Below are 13032 nucleotides of genomic sequence, written 5' to 3' on the forward strand. Positions count from 1 at the left end.
GTGGAACCGCGGGGCATTTCGAGAAACGGTCACCCATTCATGGCCGGGGCGCCGCGTGGGGCAGGGTCACGACGATCGGCGACTCGACGGCCTCGAGGTCCTTCGGGTCGAGGATCACGGACCGGTCGAGCACGCCGGCGTTGAAGAAGATCCTTTTCTGTGCGAGCAGACGGGCGTCCATGCTCAGCGGCAGTCCGAAGACGGAGCCGACGGACGGCAGTTCCCCGAAGGAGCAGCCGGTGGCCTCCCTCAGTTCACCGCCGCGGGCCATGCGAAGGCGCTTGGCCTCCAGGGGACCGGCCAGCGCATCGAGATCACCCCGCTGGTCGCCGGGCAGCACATGGATGAGCAGGTCCTTGCCACCGCCGCGGCGGTGGCGTCGCAGGAGCAGCGCCTTCGCCTGTTCGTGCAGTGCCGAACCCACCACCCGGCGGTATTCCTCGGCGGAGGCGGCAGGCGGATGCTCGATTTCCTGAAAGGGCACTCCGTTGTTCCTGAGATGGTCGACCAACCGGTGGTAGACCTCACTCATCGGCCGGTCCTTCGTGGTCGCGGGGCAACGGGCATGTGGACCGAGTCCTCCTCGGGAAGATCGAAGCGGCGCGCAGGCCTGGGATCGGACACCGCTTCACAGGCCAACGTGGATCCCGATCTGGCAGGGCACCGAGGACGGCCACATCCCGAACGGGGCCGCCCCGCCGGAATCGGCCGCGAGTGCGGCGCGGACGATCTCCGCGTCCTGCGGCCCGAGAATGATCTCGAACTGGGCTGCCCGTCCGGACAGACCGCCGTCGGAACCGAGTTCGACGTGTAACGAGACCTCGCGGTCGGCGCCCATGCTGATCGTCAGCGAACCGTCGACGACTCCGGGAACCGCCGTGGGGCGGGTGTCGCTGTGCCTCATCGCGTACTTCCTCTCGCGAGCAGGGGGGTGCCGTGCGGGAGCCCGTGCTGTTCCACGGCGGTCACGAGCCGCGCGACGGCGTCCCGCCAGTCAGCGACCACCCCGACGTCGACGGCCTCGAACAGGGGAGCCGTGGGATCGCTGTTGATCCCCAGGACGAGACCGGCCCCGCGGGCGCCGGCCATGTTGGTGAACTTGCCGCTGGTGCCGATCGCGACGTACAGCCGTGGTGCCACGCTGCGACCGGTCACACCGATCTGGCGGGCGCGGGGCTGCCATCCCCGGTCGGTGACCTTGCGTGTCGCGGCGAGCTCGGCGCCCAGTACGTGCAGCAGGGGGTCCAGCAGGGGGTAGTCCTCGGGCGGTACGGCCGCCCCCAGACACACCACGGCCGGGGCGACCTCCAGGGCTTCGAGGTCGTCGTCGAACTCGCGGACGCCACCCCCTGCTTCTCGCCGGCGGACCACGACCAGGTCCGGCGCCCGCCTGGCGACCGCGCCGCGCGGCACGAGCAGCCGCAGCGTGCCCCCGCGGACCGTCGCGAACCGGGTGGTGGACCGGCAGGTCACCGCGGCGACGAGACCGCCACTGAACGCCGGTTTCCAGCAGACCAGTTCGCCCTGCGGGTTCGTCATCACGTCGACGGCGTCACCCACCAGGCCGGCCCCCAGCCGAGCGGCCACTCGTCCGGCGATCTCGCGTCCCCACATGGTCGACGGGGCCAGGACGGCCCAGGGGTGACGGGCGGAACACCACGCGGCGAGCCCCTCGGCGATGTCCTGCTCGGCATCCGAACCGGTGATGGTGCCGACCGTGTCGGCGCCCCACGACCCGGCGAGCACCGGAGACGGCGGAGCCGGGCCGAGGGCCACGACGCGCCTGCCGGTGGATGCCGCCAGCAGGGCGGCGCGCCCCAGCAGCTCCCGGGTGAGCCGGTCACGGCCGGGTTCGGCCAGCACGAGGACGTCGCCGGAGCCGCTGTCCCCGGACGGCTCGGGCACCGGGAGCAGCGGTGGCTCGGGAGCGGTGTCGAAGGCGCCGAGTTCGGCCAGCTTGACCACCGCGCGCTCCACCTGGGTGTCGACGTCGCCGTCGAACCGGAGCCGCAAGCGGGTGCCGTCGAGCCGGCGGCTGGCGCCCACCACCGTCATGCTCGCCGCGTCGCCCCACGGTCCCGGGCCCAGCTCGGTCGCGTTCATGCGGCGGATGCGGTCGGCGCTCACGCCGGCGCGTTCGACGGGGGCCGCCTTCGCCGGGTGGATCAACCGCTCCGCGCAGGTGAGCAGCGCGGGCAGCGGCAGTTCGGTCCGCAGCCAGCCGTCGTCGTGTTCGCAGCGCACGACGAGAGTGGTGTCCTTCAGCGTCAGCTCGCGCACGCCGGCCGCCATGGGCAAGTCGAGCAGTTCGGCGATCTGCGCGGGCGTCTGACCCGTCTCCGCGTCGACCGAGTTGCGTCCGCAGAGCACGAGGTCGAACGGGCCCAGCCGGAGCAGCGCTGCCGCCAGCGCACGTGCGGTGGCCAGGGTGTCGCTGCCTGCGAAGACCTCGTCGCTGACCAGTACGCCGTGTGCGGCGCCGCAGGCGACGGCCTCGCGCAGGCAGTCCTCGGCCGCCGGCGGCCCCAGGGTGAGGACGACACATTCGCCGCCTGACTCGCGTGCCAGTTCCACGCCCTTGGCCACGGCGCGTTGGCAGTAGGGGTTCATCTCCAGCTGCTGCCCGGTCCGCTCCAGCCTGCGGTCACCGCCCAGCCGCAGGCTCTCGAAGTTCGGCACCTGCTTGACGAGAACCGCGATCCTCAACGGACGTACCACAGTCACATCCCCTTCGTCGTCTGCGGGAACGCCCGGGAGCCCGCCGCCTCGTGAGCAGCGGGCTCCCGGTTCCGGTCAGGCCGATATGAGGTCGGTCGCCGGCCGACCGGAAGTCAGCAGCGCGGAGTCGAGGACGTCCCACAGGGCGACCAGCGAGTCGAGGAAAGTGTCGACTCCTTCCAGGACCAGGGCCTGGTTCTGCTCGTTCAGCACGGAGCCGACAGCGGCGACCGCGTTCTTCTCGTGCTGCTGCTCGGCGCCGATCTCGCCCCAGTGCTCGAGCAGGTAGTGCATTTCCGCGTCCTCCAGCTCGGCGCCGTAGTTGCCGGCGTCGACGAGCGCGGTTTTCTCACCCGGGATCAGATGACGGTTGGAGATCATCTCCAGGGCCAGCGCTGTGCCGAGATTGCGCAGCGTGGAGTCCCGATCGACCTGCTGGCGGCCGTCGAACACGGCACGTGCCCGGCGGGTCTGGGCGAGGAGACCGGTCTTCGGGTCGTAGCCGGGCAGGTTCTTCAGGAGCTGGTCGGAGAACTCCTTGAGTCCCTGTTCGACCAGTTCCTGGTCGTAGAGGTCGCTGAAGACCGTGTGGCCGGCCGCCTGGTTGACGATGTAGCCGGCCATCGTGGCGAGTTCGGGTGCGTGGTTCTCCTCGCTCTCGATGATCTCCTGGAGCAGGTCGCTCTCCTTGGAGAGTTTGTGCATCGCCAGCGCCTGGGGGAACTTGCCGCCCGGGCGGGTGGCGTCGCAGAAGTTGCGGATCTGGTGGAAGAGCGCCCCCACCACCGTGCTCTCCGGCCGGACTTCGGCCCAGTGCTCGAAGATCGGGTGGTTGTAGCAGCGGTGACCGCGGATGCGGTCGACGAGGTCGTCGATGGTGACGGGCATGGCGTAGCACTCCTCTTGGCGAAAGGTGGTCGTGTATCTGGTCGGCACCGCGCGGGAATATCCGGACGGTCGATTCCGCAGCGACCTGCCCCCTTTTTTTGCTTCACCGACCGGGCTACCGAGGAAAGTCGAGGGCTCGTGGCACGGCGTGGTTCGACTCGCGAAATCGGCGAAAACTGCGACTGATTGTCGCGTCATGAAGGAAGGTGGCACGTCGAGCCTAGCGGATATTTCGCCCCATGACCCCTGAGCGCTGCCCGCCGCAGCTCGACCGTCCCGTCGACAGGACAGGGAATTGACGGCCCCCGGAACGGTCAAGGCGCACCGGCCGCATTACCCAGGACCTTTCCGAAAGCGAGGCGGTAGCATCGCCGACATGACAACCCGGTTTTCCCAGGACGCAGTTCGCGATCTTTCGAATCCGCATCCCGAGGAGGAATTGACCGACACCTGGAACCCACGTCCTTCGTCCGGCAATGCCATGAGGGTTGTGGTCGTCGAGGAGCAGGAGGTGATCCGTCGCGGCCTGCTCGCCCTCATGTCGTCAATACCGGGGGTCTCCGCCTCCGCCGTGGCGTGCGTGCCGGCCCGGGACGAGCAGATGTCCGCGGACTTCGACGTCACGCTGATCTCCACTTCCGCGCTGGTGAGCGCGGAACGTGCCGGATGTGGCGTGGAACACCTGCGGCCGGTGATCGTGATAGTTCCCGCGGCCGAACCACATCTGTTCGAGATCGCGACGCGGCAGCCGGCCGACGGCTATCTCATGCAGGACGAGCTGACGTCTCGATCACTGCACACCGCTCTCGTACAGGTGAGGGAGGGGCAACTGGCCGTTCCGGACACGGTGGCCGCCTATCTGCTCAGCCGCTCCCGCGGCACGAGTTCCGTGCTACTGCCTCAGCTCTACCACTTGAGTTCACGCGGGGCCGAGGTGCTGGGCCTCCTGGTCGCCGGGGCGAGCAACAAGGAGATCGCCAGCAGGATGGGCATCTCCATTCACGGGGTGAAGCGCCATGTCTCGGCGCTGCTCAGCCAGTTCCACTCACCCAACCGGGTCCATCTCGTCTCCCTGGTCCTGCAGTCCGGCGCGCTGTCCGCCGGAGAGTTCAACGGTACGTTCTCGGCGACGGCCGTCCCCACCGCTACGGCACCCACGCGCCGGCGCTGACCGCCGCCACGTCCTCGACGAGGGCCTCGACGACCTGGTCCACATGGTCGCGGACGAAGAAGTGATCCCCGGGGAAGTGGGTGACCCCGAGGAACCTGCTCGCGTGGCCGGCCCAGCTCGCCATCTCCTCGACCGGGGTCACGGTGTCGGCGACACCGCCCATGGCACGCACCGGCACACCCAGCCGCGGCCCATCCGGTTCGTACACGTATGTCCGACAGAGTCGGAAGTCGGCCCGCAGCACCGGCAGCGTGAAGGCCAGCACCTCCGGGTCCGCCAGGACCTCCGGCGGCACCCCGCCGAGCCGCCCGAGCACCTCGACGAACCGGTCGTCCGGTGCGGCCGGGTCCGGCAGTCGTTCCTGCGGCGTGCCCTCCACCAGCCAGGAGGCAGAGACATAGAGAGCGGGCGGGGCCAGTCGGCGGCGCTGGACGGCCCGGATCAGCTGGTGCGCGAGGAGCGCGCCCATGCTGTGCCCGAACAGCACGTACGGCGGCCGCAGTTCGGGTCCGAGACCGGCGGCCAGTCGGTCCGCCGCCGCGGTGCAGTCCGTGAACGCCGGCTCGGGGTGCCAGGCATGCCGGCCCGGCAGCCGGATCGCCCGCAACTCGATACCGGGCGGCAGACGGTGCGCCCACGCCCGGAACATCGTCGCGTCCCCGCCGGCGCACGGCAGGCAGTACAGCCGTACCGCGGCGGCCGGACGGGGAGCGTAGACGGAGAACCAGGGAGAGGGCACCTCAGCCGCGCCCGGTCGCGCGGTCGATCGCGCGGGCCAGGCTGCCGAGCCTCGGGTCCTCGTAGAGGGTGTCAGGCGACAGGACGTCGGGCCCGAACCTCTTCTCGACGCGCTGCAGCAGCTTGATCGCGGTGAGCGAGGTGCCCCCGGCTTCGAAGAAGTCGTCCGTGGAGCGGACGTCCGGGCGCGCCAGCAGGTCGCGCCACATCTCGGCGAGTGCCGACTCGGTGGGGGTCATCGTCTCCACGGCGGACTGGTGGGTCGCTTCGCTCATCGGATGAACTCTCCTGACGGGGCTGGCGATGAATGTGCGGTGAGCAAGGCACGGCGATCGATCTTCCCGTTGGACGTCAGCGGGAAGCGCTCGCACAGGTGGATCTGCGCCGGGACCATGTAGCGGGGCAACTTGGCCACCAGGTGCTCGCGGAAACCGTCCGGCGAGGCGTCGGGCCCGGTCGGCACGACGAACGCCACCAGGGACTTGTCGCCCCGGTTGTCGTGCACGGCCACACAACTCTGCTTAACCAGCGGGTGACTGTTCAGGTGGTGGGTGATCTCGCCGAGTTCGATGCGGAAACCGTTGATCTTGACTTGGTCGTCCCGCCGACCCTCGAAGACCACGTCCCCGCCGGGCAGCAGCCGGCCCATGTCGCCGGTCCGGTAGAGGCGCTCGGGCACTCCGCCGATGTCCCGGTGGACGAAGGCCGCTTCCGTCAGATCGGGCCGGCCCAGGTAGCCGACCGCCAGACCGTCGCCCGCCAGGCAGATCTCCCCCGTCTCGCCCGGCTCGCAGAGCCTGCGCGCGTCGTCGGCGAGCACGTAGAGCCGCGTGTTCTGGATGGGCCGGCCGATCGGCAGCGGCACGTCTGGGCGCGGCGGCTCGTCGACCGGATAGTACGTGGCGATGCAGGTGCACTCGGTGGGCCCGTAGAGGTTGACCACCCGGCCGGACCCGTAGGTCCGCACCGCCTTGGTCATGTGCCGGTGCGAGTGGGCCTCGCCACCGCTGGTGATGGTCGCCACCGTCTCCAGCGCTTCGGGTGCCTCGTCCACGACGGAGTTGAACAGGGCCGTGGTGAGCAGGAGGATGGTGACGCGCCCCGCCTTGATGACCCGCTCGAGGTGGGACAGCTGGACGAACTCGGCGGGGTACATCACGGACGTCCCGCCGTTGAGCAACGCCGCCCAGATCTCCCACGTGGCGATGTCGAAGGTCACCGGTGTCACCTGCAGGACATGGCTGTTCTCGTCCAGCGGCCCGTAGCTGGCGCCGTGCACCAGCCGGACGATGCCCCGGTGCAGGATGGGCACACCCTTGGCACGGCCGGTCGAGCCCGAGGTGAAGTTGATGCAGGCGACGCTCTCGGGGCCGGCCGGGCACTCGGGGCCGGTGTCGAGCGGGACCAGCGTCCGTTCCATGACCTCCAGCACACGGCAGCCGGTACCCTCCAGCCGCTGCGCCAGCGTGCCGGGCCGATCGCTGAGCACCCGGGTGCAGCCGGCGTCCGAGAGCACGGCGCGCAAGCGCTCGTCCGGCCACAGCGGGTCCACCGGCACGTAGGTTCCGCCGCACTTGAGCACTCCGAGCAGGGCGACGAGCATCTCGGGCGAGCGGGCCACGCACACCGCGACGGCCGTTCCCAGACCCACCCCGTCCTCGCCAAGTTCACGGGCCAGCCCGTTGGCGAGTCGGTCGAGTTCGCGGTAGGTGAGCGTACGGTCCTCCTGCACGGCGGCCGTTGCGTGCGGGCGGCGGGCGGCCCAGTACTCGAACCGTGCCACCACGCTGCTGTCGCGCGGATAGGGCGTCGTCGTCCGATTGATCTGCCGGTGCACGGCCAGGGCCGCTGAGGAACAGGCCACAGCCGGGGCGGCGGCTTCTTCCGTCTTCATCGCCCCTCGAAGGGTGTGCCGTTGATCGTGCGGTCGACGAACCGGTTGTGGCCGAACTCGTCCTTGCCGGAGACCAGCACGCAGCCCCACTTCTCCAAGCTGACCTCGACTCCGTACTCCGCCAGGGTGTCCTGATACGGGTAGACCCGCACCGCCGTGGGCACGTACCGCGCGGTGAAGCCGAGGCGCATCTTGTCGGTCAGGCCGCTGTGCGGATGCGAGGCATGCATGAGCGTCGACCAGAACATGATCGCCTGGCCTTGGCGCATGACCATCGACTCGGCCCTGGACTCGTCGGGGCTCCAGTTCGGGTCCTTCTGCAGCTGCCGGTAGTCGTAGCCGTAGAAGCCGCGCCGGACACCGTTCTTGACACTCTGGTTGATGCGGTCGGCGTCGTACTCGATGGCCTTGTTCTCGTCATAGTTCATCGTCCGGTGCGAGCCCGGGATGAATTGGAGGCAGCCGTTCTCGATGGTGGAATCCGTGAAGGCGGTCCACACGGTGAGGGCGCCGCCGAAGCCGGCGTCCTCCGGCCAGACGATCTGCGGATGCTTCCCCACGTTGGCGAAGTTGTCCGCCTGGTGCCAGTCGGTACCCTCGTCGCCGGGGTACTTGGGGAAGAACTCCGTCCGCCAACACAGCGCATCGGCACCGAGGACGCTTGTCACCCGGTCGACGATCTCCGGCCGAGTGACGTGCTTGGCCAGGAAATCGACGTCCAGGTGCCGATCATAGCTGGCCAGGTTGGTCGTGCCGGACAGTGCGTTGCCCTGATGGTAGACGCCCTTTCGACTGTCGATGAGTTTCGGCCGCATGGCCTGAAGCGCCCGCTCCATCTCCTCGGGCTCGTACACGTCGAATGGACCGATGAATCCATCGCGCTGGAATTGATCGAGTTCTTGAGAGCTCAGTGCGTGATTGACGGCCGCGCCGACGGCATTCGCCATGTGGCATCACCCTTCCAGAGTACGTGAGGTCCACCGCGTTCCACACCGTGTGGTCCGACCCTAGGACGCGTCTCGGTGTGGAGAGAAGAGCCCTCGGAACGCCGGACGGTGCGCACCAAAGGGGTAGCCGATCGGCTACCCGGAGAGGCATGTTGGCGTTACGGGCGAGCCCCGGGCGCATTTCTCCGGTATCCCCTACGCCAAGCAGGAATGGCGTGCCAAAATGGCGGCGGCGCGATGAGTTGTGATGCGAGTTGACCCGACTCCGCCCCGCCTCGACAGTCCTTGTTTCACATGGGGCCCCGGCTCACGGATCGGTGCGCTCTGCACTCCGCCGGAAGCGGCTGTGCAGTCCGGAATTCTCCGCCGAACAGCAGCAGAAATTGGAGTTGATCATGGGTGGCAACCCCTTCGACGATGACGAGGGACGCTTCTTCGTCTTGGTGAACGACGAGGAGCAGCACTCCTTGTGGCCGACCTTCGCAGAGGTCCCTTCCGGCTGGCGGGTCGTCTTCGGCGAGGCCGGCCGCCAGGAGTGCCTCGACTACGTCGAGACCCATTGGACCGATCTGCGGCCGAAGAGTCTCCGGGACGCCATGGCCGCCGACCAGGTGTCCACCGGCAGCGCATAGCGAGTCCGGACAGGCCGAGGGGCGGGCACGGCGCTGCGGGAGCGCCGTACCCGCCCCTTCGTGCGCCGGGTACGTCTGTGTCGGTGCCGGTCAGCGCGGATTACCGGCGTGCTCTGCGGGGATCGGCCGTTCGAGCTCACGCTCGATCCGGCGACGGCTGACGATGGACTCCGCGATCTCACCACTGCGCACCGCGATATTGGACAGGAGCGACGACGACAGCCCGTGGGTGTGCTCGGTCCCACCCTGCAGATAGATTCCGCCGGGCAGTTCGGGTCCGGCCGTCAGCCGGTAGTCGCGCTCGACCCGGTGCCGACCGGCCTCGTCCCGCAGGCAGTACTGATCGAGCTCCCCGAGCAGGCCGGTGGGCTCCATCGCCTGGTATCCGGTGGCGAACACGCAGAGGTCGACCTCGAGTTCCCGTGTCTCGCCGTTCATGAGCAGCACGCGGGTGTCGTCTCCAGCCCGCTTGACCTCGCTGACCCGGGTCAGGTTGAGGAAGTGCAGTCGCCTCGCGCCGCGGACGTCCTCCTCGTACGAACGGCGGTAGAGATCCCTGATCACGTCGTCGTCGACGACCGAGTAGTTGGTGTTCTTGTGGTAGTCCCAGAACGCCTGGCGGGCCCGGTCGGTTCCGAAGTAGTAGTCGTCCACCGCGTTCGGATCGAACACCTGGTTGGCGAAAGGCGTGTCGTCGGCGAGGGAGTATCCATACGCCGGGATGATCGAATGGACCTGGGCGTGGGGCACCGAGTCATGCAGGTAGCGCGTGATCTCGGCCGCGCTCTGGCCCGCCCCCACCACCGCGACGGACCTGAGGCCGGTCCGGTCCAGCCGGCGGAAGCTGGTCAGGAACTGCGAGCTGTGCCAGACCCGGTCGTCACACGGCACGCCTTCGGGCATACGGGGGACCAGCCCCGTCGAGACCACTACGTTGCGCGCGCGGACCGATCGCCTTTCCCGACTCGCTCCCCCACGTACCTCAATCTCCAGGCACGTGGGCACGCCCGAGCCGCCTTCCGGACGGCGCAGGCCGATGACCTCGGCTCCGTAGGAGACCCGATCGGTGAAGTTGGACGCCACCCACTCCAAGTACTGGTGGAACTCCAACCGAGTCGGGAAGAACGTCTGGTTGTTGACGAAGCCGGCCAGCCGGCCCGAAGCGTGCAGGTAGGAGACGAAGCTGTAGTGGGACGCCGGATTGCGGAAAGTGGCGACGTCCTTCAGGAAGGGTATCTGCATCGTCGTGGTCGGAAGCAGCATATTGCGGTGCCAGCCGAACGCTTCCTGCCGTTCGAAGAAAAACGCCGTGACCGGATCGTCCGGTGCCTGGATATTGTGCTCTTCCAGGGCCACGGCCAGCGATAGGTTGGACGGCCCGAAACCGATACCCACCACGTCGTAGACTTCAGCCGCACGAGCATCCATGAGAAACCTCCCGCCAGCGCTGCCCCATCAGGCAGCCACATTCTTGATCGGTCAATTCCCTAGCTCCCGGTGAATCCGGGTGAAAAATATGCCGACGAGTATCGTTGGTGTCACGTCGGACAGGATCGACCGCTGCCAGAAGCAGCGGAACGAAGGCGGGTTCGGGATGGGGACGCAGCGGAATTACCGGCGTCAATCTAGAACGCGCCCTTCTCCCTTTCAAGAGTCCCTGAGTCCTGGAGCAATGTCCCGCTGACAGGACGAGCGCGGATTCCGGGATTTCCACGTCCCGGCATCCTGGCGGACCCGCTGCACACGGCCGGCCCGGGGTCAGACACCTTTCTCCACACTCGGCTGAGGAATGGGCGCCGGAAGCGACTTCGACTCAAGGCGCAGGCGTTGCAGCAGCGGTCCCGTCATGAGGCTGGTGACCAGCGCCATGACGACCATCGCGCTGAACACGCGGTCGTCCAGCACCCCCAGGCCGAGGCCCACGTTCAGAATGACCAGTTCCGTCAGACCGCGGGCGTTGAGAAGGACGCCGAGCGCCATCGATTCCCGTCCCGACGCTCCCGTCAGCCGGGCCGATGTGGCGGCTCCGGCGAACTTGCCCACACAGGCCACCACGATGACGGCGACGGTCATGATGACGCCGTGCCCGCCGAGGCCACCCAGATCCACCGACAGCCCGGTCACGGTGAAGAAGACCGGCAGCAGGAAGAGACTGGTCTGTTCGATGCGTTCGGCGACCTGCGGGGCCTGTGCCTCGATGTGCTCGCGTGGCACCGCGGCACCGAAGGCGAAGGCACCGAACACGGCGTGCAGTCCGATCTCGTTGGTCGCCCAGGCTGACAGCAGGACCCCGGTGACGAGGAGGGCGTGGATGAGGGCGCCGCCCGCCGCCCACCGTCGCTGCGGGGCCAGCAGCCAGCGCAGTCCCGGACGCACGATGTAGACCAGGCAGATCAAAAACATGCCCGATTCCAGCACCATCCGCACCAAAGGAGAGGGGCCGCTCGCAGTCGCGATGACGACGATGACGGCGAGTACGCACCAGGCGAGGAAGTCCTGGATGGCAGCGCAGGCCAGTGACAGGGCACCGATACGGCTGCGCTGCAGGCCCCCTTCGGAGATGATCCGGGCCAGCACCGGGAAGGCGGTGATCGACATAGCCGCCCCGAGGAAGAGCGCCGGGGCCAACACGCCCTCGGTGCTCAGCTGCGACTTGTCGTACCAGGGGTACAGGAGCACGGCGAGTCCCGCACCCAGTGCGAACGGCAGCGCCACAGAACTGAGGGACACCACGGTGACCTGGCGGCCGGCGCCTCGCAGCCGGCGAAAGTCCAGCTCGTAACCGATGCCGAACATGAAGAGCACGAGCCCGAGTTGCGACAGGGCCTGGAGGATCGGCCGTGTGTCTGACGGGAACAGGTCTTCGGTGAGGTTGCCCGGCAGGAGGCCCAGCAGGCTCGGCCCCAGCGCCAGACCGGCGACGATCTCTCCCATGACCGCCGGCTGGCGAACGCTTCTGGCCAGCCGGGCGAACACGAATGCCGCGGCGAGAATCACGGCCAGCCCGGCGAGCATGTCGCCAGTCACAGCGTCGCCGGAGCGGGCGGCGGCCAAATTGACATCCAATATCAACACCCTTCCCGTCACTAAAAAAACGCGAGATATATTCACCAGGACACTGGTCGACGGTGATCAGCGGCAAACCGGAGTCTGCTGCGACCGTTTTCACGCCCTTCGATGACAGTACGAGCCAATGCACCCCCATGACGACACCATCCTGTCCCGCTGACAGGACAAGGCGCATTCTGATTCCAACTCGCCGCCCGTCTGGTACGGTACGCCGGGCGCGAAAATAGAGCAGGCCGTCTACAACCTGGCTCAAACAACCAGGACACCAGAGGTACATTCACGGAGATGCATTCCAAAGGAAGGGACTGCTGTCATGTTCGTTCCCTGCCAATATCGCCAACCGAACGGTACCTGGATGGCTGACCTGATCCGCAAAAATCCGTTGGCGTTGCTGACGACCAATGGCACAGACCATCGGGAGCCGTTCGCCACACACTTGCCCGTAATTCCGGATCCCCGGATGACCGGGGAGTGGGCCGCCGACCTGTCAGGCGGCCTCCTGCTCGGACACATGAACGTTCAGAACCCCCATTGGTCAGCGCTCAGGGACGGTGACCCGGTCCTGCTGGTCTTCACCGGTCCGCACGCCTACGTCTCGCCGACGGTGTACGAGAAGGCCCCCGCTGCTCCCACCTGGAACTTCACTTCTGTTCACGTGCACGGCGTGGCCGAGAAAATCAAACGCACCGAAGAGACCTTGGACGTCGTACAGTCCACGGTCCGCACCTTCGAGGCTGAATTCGGCACCGACTGGGACATGGCGGACTCCGTCGACTACTTCCGCAAAATTCTCCCTGGCGTGGGCGCATTTCGCGTCACAGTGTCCGGAGCGGACGGCATGTTCAAACTCAGCCAGGAACAGGAGCCCCAGATCCGCGAGCGAGTGCGACAGTCGTTCGCCGACAGTTCGCGCGGCATCCACCGGGAAACCGCGGATTACATGGGCCGACTGCCGTAGGGGCGGTGGACCCGGGC

The 13032-nt window shown here is 67.8% G+C and carries 13 protein-coding genes; 3 read left to right on the top strand and 10 right to left on the bottom strand.

Going from position 1 to position 13032, the window contains the following annotated elements:
- Positions 1 to 37: 37 nt before the first annotated feature.
- The 4 genes from M2157_RS13145 to M2157_RS13160 form a co-directional block, all read right to left on the bottom strand.
- Positions 38 to 532: a YbaK/EbsC family protein gene (locus M2157_RS13145; RefSeq protein ID WP_280865341.1), complete on the bottom strand. Its 495-nt coding sequence runs from the start codon at positions 530 to 532 to the stop codon at positions 38 to 40.
- A gap of 96 nt (positions 533 to 628) precedes the next feature.
- The gene (locus M2157_RS13150; RefSeq protein ID WP_280862001.1) at positions 629 to 904 is read right to left on the bottom strand and encodes a hypothetical protein; all 276 of its coding nucleotides are present in this window, start codon (positions 902 to 904) and stop codon (positions 629 to 631) included.
- Positions 901 to 2724, bottom strand: coding sequence for an FAD-binding protein (locus M2157_RS13155; RefSeq protein WP_280865342.1), 1824 nt, complete (start codon positions 2722 to 2724; stop codon positions 901 to 903). Before M2157_RS13155 ends, M2157_RS13150 begins: the two co-directional genes overlap by 4 nt.
- Positions 2725 to 2793: 69 nt before the next feature.
- Positions 2794 to 3606 carry a hypothetical protein gene (locus M2157_RS13160; protein WP_280865343.1) on the bottom strand — a complete coding sequence of 271 codons (813 nt, stop codon included), beginning with the start codon at positions 3604 to 3606 and terminating at the stop codon, positions 2794 to 2796.
- A gap of 481 nt (positions 3607 to 4087) precedes the next feature.
- On the opposite strand from M2157_RS13160, the gene M2157_RS13165 reads away from it, so the two are divergent.
- Positions 4088 to 4777: a LuxR C-terminal-related transcriptional regulator gene (locus M2157_RS13165; protein WP_280862004.1), complete on the top strand. Its 690-nt coding sequence runs from the start codon at positions 4088 to 4090 to the stop codon at positions 4775 to 4777.
- Here M2157_RS13165 and M2157_RS13170 read toward each other — a convergent pair.
- From M2157_RS13170 to M2157_RS13185, 4 genes are read right to left on the bottom strand one after another with little or no spacing between them, the layout of a single operon-like run.
- Positions 4752 to 5516 (bottom strand): thioesterase domain-containing protein, encoded by a 765-nt coding sequence (locus tag M2157_RS13170; protein WP_280862005.1) that lies wholly within the window; start codon positions 5514 to 5516, stop codon positions 4752 to 4754. The genes M2157_RS13165 and M2157_RS13170 overlap by 26 nt on opposite strands.
- Position 5517: 1 nt before the next feature.
- Positions 5518 to 5790 (bottom strand): phosphopantetheine-binding protein, encoded by a 273-nt coding sequence (locus tag M2157_RS13175; protein ID WP_280862006.1) that lies wholly within the window; start codon positions 5788 to 5790, stop codon positions 5518 to 5520.
- Positions 5787 to 7409 (bottom strand): amino acid adenylation domain-containing protein, encoded by a 1623-nt coding sequence (locus tag M2157_RS13180; RefSeq protein WP_280865344.1) that lies wholly within the window; start codon positions 7407 to 7409, stop codon positions 5787 to 5789. The genes M2157_RS13175 and M2157_RS13180 overlap by 4 nt, the downstream gene beginning before the upstream one ends.
- Positions 7406 to 8356, bottom strand: coding sequence for a chlorinating enzyme (locus tag M2157_RS13185; protein WP_280862008.1), 951 nt, complete (start codon positions 8354 to 8356; stop codon positions 7406 to 7408). The genes M2157_RS13180 and M2157_RS13185 overlap by 4 nt, the downstream gene beginning before the upstream one ends.
- 395 nt (positions 8357 to 8751) lie before the next feature.
- Here M2157_RS13185 and M2157_RS13190 point away from each other — a divergent pair, with 395 nt between their 5' ends.
- Positions 8752 to 8988 carry an MbtH family protein gene (locus M2157_RS13190; protein ID WP_280862009.1) on the top strand — a complete coding sequence of 79 codons (237 nt, stop codon included), beginning with the start codon at positions 8752 to 8754 and terminating at the stop codon, positions 8986 to 8988.
- Between the two features lie 90 nt (positions 8989 to 9078).
- Here the strand turns inward: M2157_RS13190 and M2157_RS13195 are convergent, their stop codons facing one another.
- Together M2157_RS13195 and M2157_RS13200 are read right to left on the bottom strand one after the other, a co-directional pair.
- Positions 9079 to 10416 (bottom strand): SidA/IucD/PvdA family monooxygenase, encoded by a 1338-nt coding sequence (locus M2157_RS13195; RefSeq protein WP_280865345.1) that lies wholly within the window; start codon positions 10414 to 10416, stop codon positions 9079 to 9081.
- A 330-nt stretch (positions 10417 to 10746) separates the two neighbouring features.
- A complete protein-coding gene (locus M2157_RS13200) occupies positions 10747 to 12099 on the bottom strand; it encodes a cation:proton antiporter (protein ID WP_280862011.1) in 1353 nt (450 codons plus the stop codon).
- Between the two features lie 271 nt (positions 12100 to 12370).
- Between M2157_RS13200 and M2157_RS13205 the strand changes: the two genes are divergently transcribed.
- Entirely contained in the window at positions 12371 to 13015 is a 645-nt protein-coding gene (locus tag M2157_RS13205; protein WP_280862012.1) for an FMN-binding negative transcriptional regulator, read from the top strand.
- Positions 13016 to 13032: the final 17 nt, after the last annotated feature.

It is taken from the genome of Streptomyces sp. SAI-127 (assembly GCF_029894425.1).
GTDB lineage: Bacteria > Actinomycetota > Actinomycetes > Streptomycetales > Streptomycetaceae > Streptomyces.

Coding starts and splice junctions, on each gene's coding strand:
- M2157_RS13145 (WP_280865341.1), bottom strand. CDS start 532: ATGAGTGAGGTCTACCACCGGTTGGTCGACCATCTCAGGAACAACGGA.
- M2157_RS13150 (WP_280862001.1), bottom strand. CDS start 904: ATGAGGCACAGCGACACCCGCCCCACGGCGGTTCCCGGAGTCGTCGAC.
- M2157_RS13160 (WP_280865343.1), bottom strand. CDS start 3,606: ATGCCCGTCACCATCGACGACCTCGTCGACCGCATCCGCGGTCACCGC.
- M2157_RS13165 (WP_280862004.1), top strand. CDS start 4,088: ATGAGGGTTGTGGTCGTCGAGGAGCAGGAGGTGATCCGTCGCGGCCTG.
- M2157_RS13175 (WP_280862006.1), bottom strand. CDS start 5,790: ATGAGCGAAGCGACCCACCAGTCCGCCGTGGAGACGATGACCCCCACC.
- M2157_RS13180 (WP_280865344.1), bottom strand. CDS start 7,409: ATGAAGACGGAAGAAGCCGCCGCCCCGGCTGTGGCCTGTTCCTCAGCG.
- M2157_RS13185 (WP_280862008.1), bottom strand. CDS start 8,356: ATGGCGAATGCCGTCGGCGCGGCCGTCAATCACGCACTGAGCTCTCAA.
- M2157_RS13190 (WP_280862009.1), top strand. CDS start 8,752: ATGGGTGGCAACCCCTTCGACGATGACGAGGGACGCTTCTTCGTCTTG.
- M2157_RS13195 (WP_280865345.1), bottom strand. CDS start 10,416: ATGGATGCTCGTGCGGCTGAAGTCTACGACGTGGTGGGTATCGGTTTC.
- M2157_RS13205 (WP_280862012.1), top strand. CDS start 12,371: ATGTTCGTTCCCTGCCAATATCGCCAACCGAACGGTACCTGGATGGCT.